At 43.5% G+C, this 16,756-nt stretch carries 13 protein-coding genes; 3 read left to right on the top strand and 10 right to left on the bottom strand.

Annotated elements, in window-relative coordinates:
* Positions 1-95: 95 nt before the first annotated feature.
* From AUJ82_00335 to AUJ82_00350, 4 genes are all read right to left on the bottom strand, one after another.
* Positions 96-551, bottom strand: coding sequence for a hypothetical protein (locus tag AUJ82_00335; protein OIO60852.1), 456 nt, complete (start codon positions 549-551; stop codon positions 96-98).
* Between the two features lie 56 nt (positions 552-607).
* Positions 608-2,680, bottom strand: a complete 2,073-nt coding sequence (locus tag AUJ82_00340) for a 1-hydroxy-2-methyl-2-(E)-butenyl 4-diphosphate synthase (protein OIO60853.1) — start codon at positions 2,678-2,680, stop codon at positions 608-610.
* A 75-nt stretch (positions 2,681-2,755) separates the two neighbouring features.
* The gene (locus AUJ82_00345) at positions 2,756-4,255 is read right to left on the bottom strand and encodes a hypothetical protein (protein OIO60854.1); all 1,500 of its coding nucleotides are present in this window, start codon (positions 4,253-4,255) and stop codon (positions 2,756-2,758) included.
* 83 nt (positions 4,256-4,338) lie between these two features.
* Positions 4,339-5,763 carry a hypothetical protein gene (locus tag AUJ82_00350; protein OIO60855.1) on the bottom strand — a complete coding sequence of 475 codons (1,425 nt, stop codon included), beginning with the start codon at positions 5,761-5,763 and terminating at the stop codon, positions 4,339-4,341.
* Positions 5,764-5,939: 176 nt separating this feature from the next.
* On the opposite strand from AUJ82_00350, the gene AUJ82_00355 reads away from it, so the two are divergent.
* Positions 5,940-6,791 carry a hypothetical protein gene (locus tag AUJ82_00355; protein ID OIO60856.1) on the top strand — a complete coding sequence of 284 codons (852 nt, stop codon included), beginning with the start codon at positions 5,940-5,942 and terminating at the stop codon, positions 6,789-6,791.
* On the opposite strand, the gene AUJ82_00360 is transcribed toward AUJ82_00355, so the two are convergent.
* From AUJ82_00360 to AUJ82_00375, 4 genes are all read right to left on the bottom strand, one after another.
* Complete coding sequence (locus AUJ82_00360; GenBank protein ID OIO60925.1) at positions 6,788-8,197, bottom strand: phytoene dehydrogenase; 1,410 nt, start codon at positions 8,195-8,197, stop codon at positions 6,788-6,790. The two genes, AUJ82_00355 and AUJ82_00360, sit on opposite strands and share 4 nt — an antisense overlap.
* A gap of 53 nt (positions 8,198-8,250) precedes the next feature.
* Positions 8,251-8,499 (bottom strand): acyl carrier protein, encoded by a 249-nt coding sequence (locus AUJ82_00365; GenBank protein OIO60857.1) that lies wholly within the window; start codon positions 8,497-8,499, stop codon positions 8,251-8,253.
* Between the two features lie 24 nt (positions 8,500-8,523).
* The gene (locus AUJ82_00370) at positions 8,524-9,762 is read right to left on the bottom strand and encodes a beta-ketoacyl synthase (GenBank protein OIO60858.1); all 1,239 of its coding nucleotides are present in this window, start codon (positions 9,760-9,762) and stop codon (positions 8,524-8,526) included.
* Positions 9,763-9,832: 70 nt separating this feature from the next.
* A complete protein-coding gene (locus tag AUJ82_00375; GenBank protein ID OIO60859.1) occupies positions 9,833-11,986 on the bottom strand; it encodes a DNA polymerase in 2,154 nt (717 codons plus the stop codon).
* 227 nt (positions 11,987-12,213) lie between these two features.
* Here AUJ82_00375 and AUJ82_00380 point away from each other — a divergent pair, with 227 nt between their 5' ends.
* Entirely contained in the window at positions 12,214-12,873 is a 660-nt protein-coding gene (locus tag AUJ82_00380) for a hypothetical protein (GenBank protein OIO60860.1), read from the top strand.
* 54 nt (positions 12,874-12,927) lie between these two features.
* Positions 12,928-14,175 (top strand): hypothetical protein, encoded by a 1,248-nt coding sequence (locus AUJ82_00385; protein OIO60926.1) that lies wholly within the window; start codon positions 12,928-12,930, stop codon positions 14,173-14,175.
* A 10-nt stretch (positions 14,176-14,185) separates the two neighbouring features.
* Here AUJ82_00385 and AUJ82_00390 read toward each other — a convergent pair whose 3' ends face one another.
* Complete coding sequence (locus AUJ82_00390) at positions 14,186-15,175, bottom strand: hypothetical protein (GenBank protein OIO60861.1); 990 nt, start codon at positions 15,173-15,175, stop codon at positions 14,186-14,188.
* Positions 15,176-15,199: 24 nt separating this feature from the next.
* A complete protein-coding gene (locus tag AUJ82_00395; protein OIO60862.1) occupies positions 15,200-16,750 on the bottom strand; it encodes a glucose-6-phosphate dehydrogenase in 1,551 nt (516 codons plus the stop codon).
* Between the last annotated feature and the right edge of the window lie 6 nt (positions 16,751-16,756).

Consider the following 16,756-nt stretch of genomic DNA (forward strand, 5'->3'; position numbering starts at 1 on the left):
ATGACGGGCAGCTTAGGGGTAGGCGGCCCGTCAACCCTTTAAGGGAGCTGACTGAAAAGTCGGCTCCCTTATCTTTTTTAACTCAAAAACAGTTACTAAAAAGCAGCGCCAAGGACACCCGAATCGTCTATTAACTGCACCCATTGGCGAACGGAGGGAAAGGTATCAATGGCATCAATCTTATCGACCGATACCCATTCAATCGCAAAGGCTTCTCGTTCATTCAGAATCGGTTGCGCATTGCTCTTTTTAGGCACCCCCACGTACACAAGATCCACGTGATCTCTAATGGGGGACACGCGGTTGAGTTGTACGCCCCAGGGTTTAGCAAGACCGCCGTCTACGGGAGTATCCCCCTCCCCTATTAAATTAATTTCTAGGCCAGTTTCTTCAAAAACCTCACGGTGCAGAGATTCATCCGGGGTTTCCGTTGGCTCTACTTTCCCACCGGCAGGAAGCCATTTACCTAGCTTCTTATGATGCAAAAAAAGAAATTCATTCTTCTCGTTAATAATATAAACAGTGACACATAAAATACGCTCTTGATCCATGCCCTAAATGTATAAAAACAAGTGGTTCAAGCAAACGGAAAATGCGAAATGCTCAATTAACAGGTTACCCCCTGGGGTTCTTCTTCTTTGACAATCTCCTTGGGCTCTACCCAACGACCATGCTCTTTAATCAAATCCACTAAACGATCTACAGCTTCCGCTTCCGGGATGTTGTATTTGATGCATTCTTTACCCACATACAAATTAATTTTACCGGGAGCCCCGCCCACGTAACCGAAATCCGCATCCGCCATCTCACCAGGACCGTTTACGATACAACCCATAATGGCAATCGTCACACCGATTAAGTGTTCGGTTTTCTCACGTACTTTATCGGTTGTGGTTTCAAGATCAAAGAGCGTTCTGCCACAAGAGGGGCAGGAAACAAATTCTGTCTTGGTGAATCGCAGTCGAGAACCTTGGAGGATGTTATAGCTTAAAATCGCGGTGCGCTCGATATCGTTATAGTTTTCAATACTGACGATATCCCCAATACCATCACAGAGCAGGCTGCCCATATGAATCGATGCCTGTAAAATGGTTTCTCTAAAATGGCCGTTATTACCAAAGGCATTATCACGGGTTGAGCGTATCCATATAGGAGCATTTATCGACTCTGTTTTCAGAACTTCCGCCAGCTCACGATATGAACCCATAGCGTGGTATCCTGGCTCGTTTTGAGAGGATGTGAAAACAATATTGGCAAATGTGGTATTGTTTGTTTTTAGCTCAGTGCAGATTTCAGGCAGCAGCGCAATAGGAGCATCAATTGCCAGGATTCTATTTTTTGCTTTTGAAGTAAAGGCTTGGAGCTTTTGAAATGCCGCTTGATCGGCAAGGCGTTGCGTAAAGAACCACCGGGTGGTATCGTCCCAAACGTGTTTCTTTAAAAGGGAAATATCCATATCCACGCTCAGTTCTAGCACAAAATACGGAATGGTGTCTTTTAAAATACGGTTGAGATGGAAGACGGATTCCAAGGATTGCTCGTTTTCAATACGAAAGCATAGGCCCTCAATTTTATTATCCGGTAAACGATTGTGCATGCGGCAGATTTCCTGCGCTATTTTTTCAGGCGTTTTTTCTGAAAAATCGATCGCTACGAATACCCTTGGAAATTCGGAACTCGCAATAGGTGCTTTAGTTGCAGCGTTAATAACAACCGTATCGCGCCTGGTGTACGTATAAGGGTCTATAGAATCTCCTGTCAATAAAGCACGCTTCTCTTGATTAAGGCTCCAAAGATCTTCAGCCATTTTGGCTAATTGTTGGGCTACCGGAATCTCGTAGACTGGGTTTTCCGTTAAAGAAACACGGATCGTATCGCCCAAACCGTCCATTAGTAGAGACCCGATACCTATGGCGCTTTTAACGCGGGCATCTTCCCCGTTACCGGCCTCCGTCACACCTAGGTGAAGCGGAAAATTCATGTTCTCTGCAGCCATACGCGCTACCATAAGTCTATAGGCTTGGATCATAACCTTCGGGTTACTCGCCTTCATCGAGAGAATGATGTCATGGTAATTATAATCAACCGAGATTCGCAAGAACTCCAATGCAGACTCTACCATACCTAGTGGCGTGTCCCCATAGCGATTCATGATGCGATCAGAAAGAGATCCATGATTTGTGCCTATACGCAGGGATTTACCCAATTCCTTAGCTCGCTTCACCAATGGCGAAAACTCGTCATGCAGGCGCTGCAATTCGATTTCGTATTCATTATCCGAATACTCTTTGATAGCAAACTTCTTATTGTCTGCAAAGTTACCGGGGTTAATGCGCACTTTCTCAACATGCTCTAGCGCTTCAAACGCCGCTTTGGGCAAGAAGTGAATATCGGCTACGAGGGGATTATCGAAGCCCGCTGCTCGAAATTCGCGGTGGATATCTTTTAATGCTTTAGCTGCTGAGACATTTTGCGCAGTGATGCGAATAATCTCACACCCTGCTTCCGCAAGTTCAATCGATTGCTTTACGGTTGCTGCAACATCCAAAGTTGGCGTATTAACCATGGACTGAATGCGGATGGGATTTCCTCCCCCAACAGGAACATTGCCTACGTTAACAACACGGGTTTGATAGCGTTTGGCCGCATACCTTGAATAACAGTACTCATTCTCTTTCATAAGTTAAAAACACTTATAAAAGAGAATGACAAAAATTATCTATAGCGTCAAAATCAATCTGAGCTCGATAAATAGCTAGGCTTTTTTCAATTTCTTTTGAACAAACATAGTGATTAAAATCCCTGTAAAGAGAATCACCAACGTACCGACAACCGAAATCATAAGATTGTGGACTGGTGTTTTAAAAGCGGCCATACCACCGGACCAGTTTTCAGAAATAGTCATCCATAGAATGACAGCTATACCAAGGACAACCGCCGTAATAGCAGCTGGCTTTTTAGCTTTTCGGGAAATAATCCCCAATAAGAAAAGTCCTAGAACTCCGCCCGTAAAAATACCCGTTGTTTTCCACCAGATATCAAATATGGCAGATTCTAGAGATGCAAACCAAAAGGCCATTAGAATGGACAACCCCCCCAATAATAAAGAGACGATATGAAGGACGTTCTTAGATTCACGATCCGAAACTTCTTGGTTTAGGCAAATATAGGGTTTGTATATGTTACACAAAAAGAGCGTCGCGGCAGCATTGAGATCAGAGTCTATACTACTCATGGCTGCAGCTAAAATAGCGGCAACAATGAACCCGACTGCCCCACTAGGCAGTTGGTGGGCAAAGAAATAAGGTAAAATGGAGTCATTTGCAGGAGAAATAACACCTTCCAGATTCAATAATTCTGGTTGCGCCGTGTAAAATGAGAATAAACCGGTACCAATAAAGCAAAAAAGAGCCGCTACGGGAACGGTTAGTAAAACGCCAAACCAAACACTGTTTCTGGCTGCTTTATCAGACTTGGTGACGATATAACGCTGCACAAATGATTGATCTACTGCAAACCAGTGCAGATTCATAACCATACTGAACATAATGACGACCCATGCCGTGGGTTTCGTAAGGCTAAAATCCCAATCCCCCAAGCTAAATTTGTTATGCGCATTCGCTATCGTAAATACCTGAGAAGGCCCTTCCGGCATATTAAATAGAATGTATCCCACACAAACAATGGCACCCAAAATAAGCATAATACTTTGCAACACGTCGGTCCAAATAACCCCTTCAATACCCCCCAAATAAGTGTAAGCCGTAACCACAACACCAACTACGACAATAACCCACGCCTGGCTCCAACCGGTTAAAGGCGCAATGGCTAGAGACACCAGATACATCATGATCCCAATGCGGCCCATTTTGGTTAAGAAAAAGCATATAACAGCATAGATACTAGCCCAAGAGCCAAAGCGTTCCCCTAGATGTGTGTAAGCAGAAATACTACCGACCTTACGGTAATAAGGAATAAAGCAATAGATTGCAATTACAGCCATAAATGGCGGTACAAGTTCGTACAGAAAAGGGCTCCAGTCTCCCGCGTAGGTTTTGGCAGGGTAAGCCAAAAAGATGATGCTACTAAGCCATGTTCCCAAAAGCGATAAGCCCACAGTCCATGCCGAAAGCGAGCGTCCCGCATCCATAAAGCGCTGAGCGCTTCCTCCACGAATCGCAAAATAAAAACCTGCTGCTAAAACAATTAGCAGGTAAATAAAGATGACAGTAATATCTAAGCCTGAAAGCGTCATAAATTTAACAAATTAAGCTTCCAAGTTAACAAACGCTTTTTAGATTGCGAGCCTTTTCTGTAAGGTCGCATTTCATACCACCGCTACAGGAAATGGTAGTGCTTTTTAACGAGTTCTAAACCAAGCACCTGACAATCTTCATCCCCCAAATTTTCGCCTCTCTTATATAGAGAAAGTGCTTTTTCATAATCATTAAATTCTCTCAAATAGAGTCCTGCTAAAAGCAAAAGACAGGGGATATATCCTTTTTCAACGCCGATAGAATACCAATAAATCGCCTTTTCGTAATCTTCTTTCTCCAGACCATAGCCATCCTCATAAAGCACACCCAATGTCATTGCACTATTAGGGTCGTCCAATTCAGACGCACGTTCCAGCCAATAAATGGCCTCACTTCCGCTAGCTAAGTCTCTATAGAGACATCCTAGGTCATACAAAGCATCCGCATGACCTAGTCTTGAGGCTTGAGTCAGCCATTTTATGGCTGACTCCTGATATTTACATGAAGATTTATCAAAAAAATGTATCTGATCAGAATACCACTTACCGAGTTTATATATGCTTTTTAAATGCCCTCTTTCTGCTAAATCTTCATATAAATCTAACATAAAATCCTCTTCCTCTTCGTCCTCATACACCTCTTCACCTTTGAGTGAGAACATGTACTCTGACTCTAAATGGCCAAGCTCCATTGCGCTCAGGTAGAGCTTTTCTTTTTCATTGGCATCCGTAACATAAAATTTTGCGAATAAATATATCCCTTCTGGATTTTCACATTTCACAGCCTGTTTCAGCCACTCTTGCGCTTCTTTGCGGTTATTCTCTAATCCCATTCCATATGTTGTAAAATAGCCCAAAAGATATTCAATTTCACCGTTGGTCATGGATCCCTTTTTCTGTAATTCCACAAGCGCCTCGTATACATTTTTGCCATGGTTCTTAGGAGACGAAACATAAGCGCCTAAGCAACTACAGTTTTTACTGACCCTGCGTACCAATTTTTGCAAAAACTCACTATGGTCTTTCCAATCAATTAAAGCCGCCAAATCCGTCACCCCTAAGGCTGCGCCAACACGAGCCAAGTTGTTATCCAAGCGCAGGATATCCTTTATATGATCATCGGCCCATTCTTGGCCTTTTTTCTCAACACATTGCATGTAATATAATACCCGAAAAGGGTTTTCATGCAGTGCTCTGGTTATTTTAGCGCTATTTTTGTTTTCACGCATGTAATTGTATAGCGATTTTATCTCTTCATTTGTAAGTAAACTTACAAAATGCAGGTATTCGCTTTTCTTCAATTGCCGCCGACAGTATGCAACTTCCTTATAGACTTCTCTACAGAATAAATTTTTATTCACCGATTTATCTCCTTCAACACCCTTAAATATCTTGCTGGATGAGGGATTGATACTCAGAACTTCGCTGTCATTCTCACGCAAGCGCTTTTTTTCAAAATCGGATTTTCCTTTATTAGAGGATCCAGTAATAGCAAGTAAGTTATTCATTTAGTTATAATGCCGATAAGGCTATTTTCATATATAAGAAATAAATGATATTAATAATTACTAAAAAATCAACATAAATAAAAATCGTTTAAGTCTGTATTTTCAATATGAATTTTGGTTAAATTCATTAACAACCCAGGTTAATAATATCACATTAGCCTCAAACAAGATACTCTATGGATATTCAAAAAACACCCCCTACTCAGCTGAAACAAAAAAATAAAGTTCCGAACGGGCAAATTATTAGATACGAGCAAAACCGAGATGTCTTTATCAACATGCTTTCATTTTTAGATCTTAAATCATTGTTTGCCTGTGTATTTGTAAGTCAACATTTTCTTCCTTTCTTGTGGGAAAAAGATGGCGTGATTACACGAACATTAAAGGGTCGCTTAGGAGAACTGCAAGCATTGGACAGTAAGGACTCCCTTCGAAAGTATTTTATCAACCAATACTGCCTACGCATCCCAGACATGAAGTTGTTAACCAAAGAAATTGTATTTGAATTTGTCTTGAACCTTTCCAATAGGAAGACTTCAGACTTAACCATCTTCCCCTGTAATGAAAAGGGTATCGTTAAGTTTCCTTGGGAAAATGGCCTTTTCGATATCATTAATACGGGTATCTCCTGTTTCCCGCGGGTTCGAGAAAAGTGCAAATTTATCAGCAAGCTTTCAATCATGAGTGCTAAAATCAATAAGCTTGAATTTACTCAATCTGTGTTAACTTTCACAAAACTGGGCGCTAAAGAAAAATCCCTCTTCTACTTTTTCCTGGCATGCAAATGCGCTGAATTTAACCTGCTAAATGAGGCGCAGGAGTACGCTAATTTAGCAGGCAACCTAAAGAGCAATACCTATTATAAAATGGCCGTTATCCTGCATCAGAAGGGTAATTCATCCAATGTAGAGCTATTTATCAAGAATACTGGCAGGTTCGAGCAACGAGCGATAGAGCGCATCCTTAGGCCAATATCTTCAAAAACAGATCCGTTTCTTCCAAAGCTCCACTATGAGATACTCTACTAGCTGCTTGCTTGCTCGTGTGCCTTTTCTGCAGACAGAACGTGAAGATTTGCCATTGAGATGCCGCTGAGCATCGCGCCGATTATCCCCAAGAAACCTTGATCCGTACCGCATATATACAGATTTTTAATCGACGTGCGGCCATCTCGGCTTTTATGAGGTGCTCCATAGACAGCACCACCTAAGTGACCGGTATACTTTTGAATCGTCCGAGGGGTGAACATATCCATGGCTACCGTTTTTTCTTTTAAGAAACTACTATTAATTTCCTTTGGGAAAAGCGTTTTTTGCAGATTCTTACTGAGTTCCTCAAACCAATATTGCTTCTGCTCTTGGTATCCGCCCTCAGGCAAGGAGACCCATTTATCATAATTTGCCAATGCCGTGACGCGCAAAAACCCTTCTTCCATTTTCTGATCTTCGGGATACTGATAATTATTGGGCACACACATCACACCGCTTCGAGGGTCCACAAGATCCGTAGGGCGCTTGTATTCGAAGTGATCGGTGTTATTAAAAAAGACGATCGTGTCTTCACAGCCCAAGTCCTTAGGCTGCTCGTTGAGGACTGTGATCGTTTCAACAAATGATAAGTGTCCGATGTTGCTCGCTGAGTTTTTAGGATCGGTTTGTGGCACATCGCACAAGCGAGCCGTCTCCACTAAACCGATTGAAGATATAACATTGTCTGCCGTAATCGTCTCACCGCTATCAAGTTCTAATGCTTGGACAACACCATTATGTGTCTTGATCGAGCGTACACCCGTTTTCATTTTGCGGATGCCGCCTAACTGGCGATATTTATCTAAGAGTACGCGGATAATCTTTCGCACCCCTTCGAAGGGTCTGGCAAAGCCTTCCATAAAGATAGACTTAAACATGATGACAAACTGGCTCCAATCCATATCATCTTCCATCGCGCTACCATAATAACATAGGGGAAGAAAAAGCGCATCGACCAACAGGGGATCTTTGATGTATTGCCGAACAACCTGCTTAGCAGAAATTTCTTCATTAGAAAGGGCAACTTCATCAAACTCGCGTATATATTGCGTTAACCGCCTGAAGCCATCTATTTCATTAGGAAAAGTATCTGCTATTTGACTTTCTAGGCATGTAAAATCATTCGTAAATATTAAATCAACACCAGGAAATACAATACGAGAACGTATTTGTTCAGAGAGATCAAAATCATCTCGAGAAATACGCAGTTGGCGCAATAGTTTTACCAAGGGAGTTCCCTTAACGCCCTTGTGTACGAAGTTTGTCATCGCATGGAGACCTACATCGTACTTGCGCCCCCCAAAGCTGTAAAAACTATTTAAACCACCTGAAACATTGTGTCGTTCCAGGATAATTACTTTTTTGTTAAATAACGCTAAACGAATGCCCGCAGCAAGGCCAGACATCCCTGCCCCTATAATAGCGACATCAAAATGTTCTCCGTCCAGCGCGGCCAAAGTTACTTAGCAAACTTAGGTTGCAGGTACTCCGCACAGCTATCCAAGGATGCCAGACGAGGATAATCGGCCTCTGGCACTTCAATGCTATGCTTTTTGCGCAGTTCCATTACGATATCCAGGAAGTCCATAGAGTCCAGATCGAGCTGATCACGTAAGGGCACTTCAGGCTTAACATCGCTCAAATCTTCATCTGGAGCGATTTCTGAGATAATATCGAGTACTATTTGTTTGACTTGTTCGTATGTCATGAAAAAACAGGATTTTTTTAAATGTTACGCAGAATATTTTTTTATTATTAAAACGGAATTTATACCCAGCATGCCAAAGGAGTTATTTAGTATCGTCTTCACTTCCGGCAATTTGCGTGGTTCGTTGATAACAAGGTTAGGCATTTCGCACTTGGGGTCAAGCTTATCTACATTTATTGTTGGATGGACTAAATTATCTTTAAAAGCGGGTATATTTCCGGCTAACTCCAAAGCACCGGCTGCTCCCATAGCATGCCCGATAAAGCTCTTTGTATTATTAATATAAGTATGCGGAGAATCTTTAAAAACGGCGCGAATGGCCTCACATTCTTGCTCATCACCTTGAGGCGTGGATGTCGCGTGCGTATTGACGATATCGATGTCTGATGGCTTCATATTGGCCTGCTTCAGCGCTTTTTGCATACACTCCGCCTGGCGTTTTGGATAAGGAAGCACCGCATCTTGGGCGTCCGAATTCATGCAATAACCTGCGATTTCTGCAATGATATTGGCTCCCCTGGCAAGTGCGGTTTCCAAACGCTCAATAAAATAGATACACCCACCTTCGCTGACAACAATGCCATTGCGATCCATATCAAACGGGCGGCTGGCTTTATTCGGAGTTTCGTGCTCGGCAAGAGCACCTTGGCTCTTAAACCCTGCAAAAATACCAAAGGTCTGGCAACTTTCACTGACTCCCCCAGCAAGCGCGTAATCCACTTCTCTTAAGCGCAGCATTTGGGCGGCTTGTATTAAGCCTGCGTTTCCTGCGGCACAAGCAGCACCAATAGTGTAGTGTGGGCCGGTAATATTTAAATTGATGGTGACTTCCCCGGCTGGGTTATTGGCTACTGTTCGTGGGTTATGATGGTGCGTCCAGTACTTGGTGTCATAGTCAAATTTCGAGATATTATAGACCTCGTTTTCAGTCTCTACGTTCCCATGCTCCGTGATTCCTAAATATACCCCTACTCGGTCTCTGTCTACTGCTTCCCAGTTTATCGCGGAATCTTTTACGGCTTCATGCGCACAGTAAATAGCAATGCTACCGGCTCGAGTACCATTACGCACTTCTTTGCGTTTCTGATAAATAAAAGGGTCAAAATCACAAACACCCGCAAGCACAGGACCTATATAACGCATATCAATACGCTGAATATTAGGCTGTCCTGTAAGAAGCGCTTGGCGGAAATCAGCCAAGGTATTGCCATTAGGAGCCGTTAACCCTATGCCCGTAATGACTATGCGATCATTGTGATTCATAAACAATTTTAAAACGTGAATATTATCGACATATAGAGAGTTTTTGAAGCATAAAATGAAAAACAACCTTCTATTCTTCTCCGGAGGACAAATAGTCCTTATATCGTTCTTTCCAATCCTTGAGCTTTTTCAGGTAATAAGTAGGATCATACGGGAGCGTTTCTTTATTAAAATCCTTTACAGAATAGGCTCTCTGCCAATCCGGCTGGCGGGCTTTTTCTCCTTTTGCAATAAAATAGGCTACCCTGTCTCCCATTCTCGGCATGGGGGTCATTCTAAGCGCCACTTCAAGGGATGCTCTTCGGGGCTTTTTACCCATATCAATTGATTTCGCATACGTTTCAGGGTTTTGGCTAAGGCGTTCTCGTTTAGCTAGCAGCATAACATCCATCGTCCCTGATTCTATTTTTCGGGTAAATTCTTCTAATAATACTTCGGGTGATACTTCAGACACGCCTAGCTTATAATGGATCAGGCAATTGGTGAGCTCTTTCAAAAAGGGCTCCATTCCTCGAGAGCGTAATGCGGATCCTTTTACGATAACGTACTCGCCGTTAAAGAGGGCATAATTCTTGGCTTTATAACAAAACATGGCTGGGTAAGAGCCCGCGTATTCTAGGTCTATGCCTTCGGGGAGAATAGTGGTCACCAGATCATGCAGCACCATAGGATTGCCCGAATACTCTTGGGCAAACACATACAACCCATCGGTATCAGCTTCCAATACGGTTGCGCCTCGTCTTTGAAATTCTTCAATCAGGGCGTGCAGCAAATCTCGCCCTTTAGCGGTAAGCTCCGCGGCAAGATCGCTATCCGCAAATCGAGCCCCATCAAACCCTAGGTAACCGTAAAAGGAATTGATCAATATCTTGAAACTGGCCTGTCTTGCTTCATACTCCTTGCGTAGCACGGGATCTTTTTCTTCATGCGCTTTCTTTTTATACTCTAAACGATATGCCCGCAATTCTTTAAGGAGCGGGATAAAGATGCCCAAATGATCATTCTTTGGGTTACGGTTCATTTGAATCAGGAGGCTTGGATAAAGGGAGGCAACGTCAAAATAAAAGACGTTTTTAAAAACTCCCGAGGCAAAGCTTTTGGTATACCCGCCTTCAATCGGGCGCACAGGAGTGCGATCGGGCAATGCCCAGCGGCCATGATAATATTTTTCAAGTAAAAGTAATTCCACTTTTGTGCCAGTCCCCCTCAATGACGCTTCTTGTAGGGTAATGGGAAAGTTTTGGGCTTGGGCAAAATAAGTCGGCAAGAGCAAATCAGCAACTCCCTTCGTTTCTCGTAAATCATCCCCTAAATAAGCGAGAAACTGTGCCCTGTCTTCTTTAAATTGTACCTGTATGCTATTGCCATCAATGTAAGTACGATTATCGGAACTAGAGATACCTAAATGAACGGCTATATTCTTAAGGGAGTAGGATTCCATCTCACGTTCAGTGAGGTCGTAAATCTGGATCATCAAATAGGTATCAAAAACGGCTCGCCCTGGAATATCACACCGTGGAAAATCAATCCAACGTTCAGCAATGCGTATTCGACTATTGCGGAAAATAGCTTCTTGCTGCCCAAAGCGCCCCCATGCACAGGGAATTTTTAGCCGCTTACACCGAATGCGTAGGTAATCCAAATCAAAACGAAAGCAATTGTGCCCTTCCATCACATCAGGATCGAGTTCCTGGAGCAATTGATTAAAGGCAAGCAAGAGATCTCGTTCCGCCACATCCGTATAATCTTCCAATACCAGGTAATGCGTTTTTTCACCAAACAATAGGCCAATAGCGAGCACACGATCGTCTTTCTTGCGGGCATCACTAAACCCGCCGGAAGAGGCTGTCTCGATATCAAACTGGCAGCGGCGCAGTTCCGTAAAGCGCATATCGTGGTATAAACGATATCCATTTTGCAAAAGGTACTGGTTCTCTAAATTGCGAATAACTTCGTAGCAATCCTTATCCAGTCTAGCTGCCAATAGATTGTTATAATCCGCAATTTTGTCAAAATGAGCCATACGGCTCAATCTCCCCTTTCCCGGAAGCTCTTCTAGGTTAACACCTTCACCCGCTCCTCGAGCCAGCCAGGCAAAGGGCTGAAATTTATTTTCGCCTTCAATACGCGCGTTTCCATCAGACTGGCTAGAGACATGCGCGGTACCCGAAGAATCTATCCAGATGCCACAAAGAGAATGTGATGGAGGAGCAATAATGGTCATTGTATTAATTGATAATAACGATCAAGAAGGCTATTATCTCAAACATTAAATGATTTTACAAGCTGTTCCCCGCTATCTATTTCGACTTAACCAGTGTGTATAAATCGCGATATGCCCCTTCTCCACTACATACGCTTAAACTATAAATAGTGAAAGCGAAGCTTAATGAGAAAGCTCCGCATTTATGTCTTTAAAAAATATTAACCCCATGATAATCTTCATTCTTCATGATTGAAGTCGCTATGACAGATGAAGAACACCATCGCCAACAAAAACACATGCGAATCCGTAGGGTCAAAAAGTGGCTGCGATACATGCCCAGAAAGGCAACTGTCCACAAATACCCTTTTTTAAAGTGGTTCGCCGCTTCGGCTCGCAAACGCCATTACTTATGGTCATTTCGTTCGCAACAAGTTGTTCCAGCACTCTACGCGGGTTTTATATTAACGTTCATGCCCCTCTACGGCGTGCAAATTCCACTTGCCTTAACCCTAGCAATTGTTTTTAGGGCAAACTTGATGATCTTGGTCGCATTGCAGTTGATCAGCAACCCGGCTACCATTGTATTTTTATACCCAATTGCTTATTTCATAGGGGATGCTTGCATAAATCTGTTTACCGTCTTCGGGAAAGAGGGGCCGGAACTCATGCAGGATTCTTATACGGTAGAAACCGGCATTTTCCTCGGCACCCATGGTAAAAAAGCAATACGATACGTCATGGCTACCATGCTTGGCGGTATGGTCATGGGGTATTTCTCCGGCCTTATCTCAACCATTTTTTACCGCTATTTTTTAAAAAAGTGGCAGAAGACTCACCCGCATCCCGCTAAAGAAAAAGCGGACAATGCAAAGTCACCTGCAACTAACCCAGCAGAAAAAAAATAGATACATCAATCCCTCATGACATTCCGATTGCTCTCCAAAAACTTGCAATATTTCATTACCTCGCTTGTGTTTGCACTTATAACGCATGTTACGGTTGCACAAACCCAAACGGCTCAAGTGGAACTGGGCATCGATGTCCTGGAGCAAAACAAGTTTCAACTCCTCCAAGGAAAACGCGTTGGCCTACTCACCCACCCCGCGGGAGTAAATCGTCACGGAGTCAGCACCATAGAAGTTTTAAGGAAGAGTAAATACGTAAATTTGGTCGCCTTATTTGGCCCAGAGCATGGTATTTATGGAAATGAAGCGGCTAATACTCCCGTAGAAAATCGTACGGATAAAAGAACTGGGCTGCCTGTCTATTCTCTCTATGGTCAATACAGAAAGCCCACACCGGAAATGCTCAAGGGGCTTGATGTCATGGTGGTAGACTTGCAAGACTTGGGCGTACGTTCTTATACCTATATTAGTTGTTTACTCTATGTCATGGAAGCGTGCTTTGAACAGAATGTAGAGGTAGTCGTGCTCGATCGTCCCAACCCACTCGGAGGCCTTAAGGTAGACGGCCCTATGATGGAAAGGGAATGGATGAGTTATGTAGGCGCCTACAATATACCTTACGTCTACGGCCTCACCATTGGCGAACTGGCTCGCTGGGCAAAAAGCACTCCGGGTTCCACCATGCTACGCAAAGGGCTAGATCGAAAGGGCAAACTACAAGTTGTCACTATGCGCAACTGGAAACGCAGTATGTTGTGGACTGATACTGGTCTGCCTTGGGTGCCCACATCTCCCAATATTCCTGATTTTGCTGCTGCCATCGGTTACTCTATAACCGGCTTAGGTTCCCAGATAGGTGGCTTTCAACATGGCATCGGCACAGATTATCCCTTTCGCTTATTATCTTACCCAGGAAAATCATCCGATGACATTCTAAATGCCTTGCTGGATAGACAAATCGATGGGTTAGGCTTTAAGATTATTGAATATAAGGATCGTCGTGGAAAAATGAATACAGGTGTATATGTTTTAATCGATGATTGGCAAAAACTAAAGCCCACTGAACTCAGTTTCAATATGATGCAGCTCGCCTGTGAATGGAGCCTGGGGAACCCCTTTAAGGAAGCATCCAAAAATGATATTGAACTCTTCAATAAACACGTGGGTTCTTCTGCTTGGCTCACTGAGCTCAAAACACGTGGCGAGAGAGCTCGTGTAAAATATTTCGTAGAGAGATGGGCGCGCGACGCACGTAAGTTCCAAGCCCAAACAGAGCGTTTCTGGTTGTACCCTAAAAACTAGTATTAATTTACTAAACCAACGTTTCCGCTAAAATTCTTTCCGGAGAAAACGTATGTAACCTCGCAGTATACTGGTGTAGCTCGCCGTCAATTTTGATAGAATATTGCAGTTCGTGCTTTTCATGGCAATACTGCCAAGCAAACTCCTTGCGATCATCGGTATAATGCCAAATGCATTTCATGGATGCTTCATCTTCAGGAATATTTTCTATAGCAATACTAAACCGCACTTGTTCCGCCACGTCTTCGGAGCAGTTTAATAAACAATTCTGCTGCCATTCTTGTATAGATTCCGCGTAAGGCGAGGAAGGCTCTACGCAAGAAATATGAACGCTTTGAAGGGACTCGACAATCATTTCTGGTTTATACGTACTCAGCAATTGTCCAAGTGCTTGCCGAACCGTCAACAACCGGAAGCCGAGCAGGTCGCGCACATTTGTTTCTTTCTTCCAAGAAATGGTTTTAAAGCGCTTGTCTTCAATAGAAGAATCATAAACCACGTTACGACATTGCTGGGCAAATTTTGTAGCATGTTGCATCAGATATTCGCTGCACACGCGATGGATCCAGTAAGAGGTCGGTAAATCATTCTCCAACCAAAGGGAAATCTGCGTCACTAAAACATCAAAGCGATTAGGGGTATAATCGATAATGATCGCATCACAGCAACACTTACTCCTAAAATCATCTCCAAGATAGCATTGCGCAAAGAGTTTTGCGACAGGGGTTTCCTGTTCATTTTGCTCTGGGCAAAGTACTATTATGCGGCTTGGCCTCATCTGGGCAAAATGAACCGCTGTCCAAAAACACTTCAAGGCATCTTCAGGATCCGTATCCTTGCCCAAGTGCAAAATCAGGTTCATCTGGCAGGCGTGAACAATTCCGTGATCCGATGGAAGAGAATCGTCATCCGCCGAACATTTCCACATATTAGACAATTCATCCGAGATGTCTTTAATCTTGGTCTCTATCCCGGGCATTATGTCAAATATTTCACTCATACAAGTAAATCCAGGTTAAATAAATTAGAAACCGGGAGAACGCCACTCATGTTTACTTTCCCACAGAAGCCGTTCCGCGGCAAGTGGCCCCCAAGAACCCGAAGGGTAATGCTGCAACCCTCGAGCTTCCATATCTTGCCAAAACTGGAGCACCGGAGTGAACAATTTCCAAGAAGCTTCTGTTTCATCACTACGGATAAAGAGCGTACCGTCCCCCATCATCGCATCGAGCAATAAACGCTCATAGGCCTCTGGTACATTCATCCCGAAGGTTGAGGAGTAACGAAAATACATCTTCACGGGCTGCGTGAGTGTTTCTAACCCTGGCACCTTGGAGTTTACCAAAAGCGTTGTTCCTTCATCAGGTTGTATTTGGATCACCATCGTATTCGATGCTAGGTGATAACGATTCGGGTCTGTAAAAAGGCTCCCGGGTGGGCGTCTAAAGCGTACCGCAATCTCGCTAATCCGCCTAGGCATACGCTTTCCGGATCTTATATAGAATGGTACTCCGTTCCATCGCCAATTATTGATATAAAGCCGAATAGCGGCGTACGTTTCCGTAAAAGATGCTTTATTGATCTGAGGTTCAGACAGATAACCCGGCACTTTTTGGCCGTCTACCAAGCCTTCCGAATACTGGCCTCGAATAACATCCCCACCTTCTACTTGGCAATTGATGGGTTGAATAGCTTTTAATAACTTAACTTTTTCATTACGTATATCTTCCGGGCTAGTAGACACCGGGGGTTCCATGGCCACCAAACTCAATAGCTGCATGGCGTGATTTTGAATCATATCCCGAAGGGCACCGTTTTTATCATAGTAACCGGCTCTGGATCCTACCCCTAAAGCTTCCGCAACGGTGATTTGCACGCAGTCCACGTAGCGAAAATTCCAAATGGGCTCAAATATCGAATTCGCAAAACGCTGCACGAGCAAGTCCTGTACGGTCTCTTTCCCTAAATAGTGGTCAATCCTGAAGACTTGTGATTCCTGAAAGTGGCAGCCGATCTTTTTATTCAGCTCCACCGCGGATTGCAAATCTCGTCCAAAGGGTTTTTCTATAACAACTTTAGATGCGCATGCCTTCCCGCGATGCCTTCCTGCTAAACCGGATTCCCCCAGATTATCAATAATCGTCTGAAAAACACCGGGCGGTGTAGAAATATAGAACATCAACTGAGTATCGCGACCAACACTCTTTTCGATCTCTTCTACTTTGCCTTTAAGATGATAAAAGTTCTCAAGGTTGTCATACTGACCGGTAAAATAAAACGTATTTCTTTCAACACTTTCCCAAAGACTCGCGTTATACGGGCGCCTGGAAAATTGGGAAAGATCGTTAGCGCTGTCTTTTCTAAATTGATCATCCGATATTTCTTTTCGTCCAAACCCGATTAAATAAAAGTCCGGTGGCAAAAAATTATCATGGGAAAGATTATAGATAGCTGGCAAAAGCTTACGCGCAGTCAAATCTCCGGACGCTCCGAAGATCACCAAAATGGTCGGGGGAATGGCGCCATACTTCCCTAAATCGTTCAAAAAAGGGTGTTTAGTAACAGGAGTATCCATAAAGGT

This window comes from Verrucomicrobia bacterium CG1_02_43_26, assembly GCA_001872735.1.
In the GTDB taxonomy this organism is placed as follows: domain Bacteria; phylum Verrucomicrobiota; class Verrucomicrobiia; order Opitutales; family CG1-02-43-26; genus CG1-02-43-26.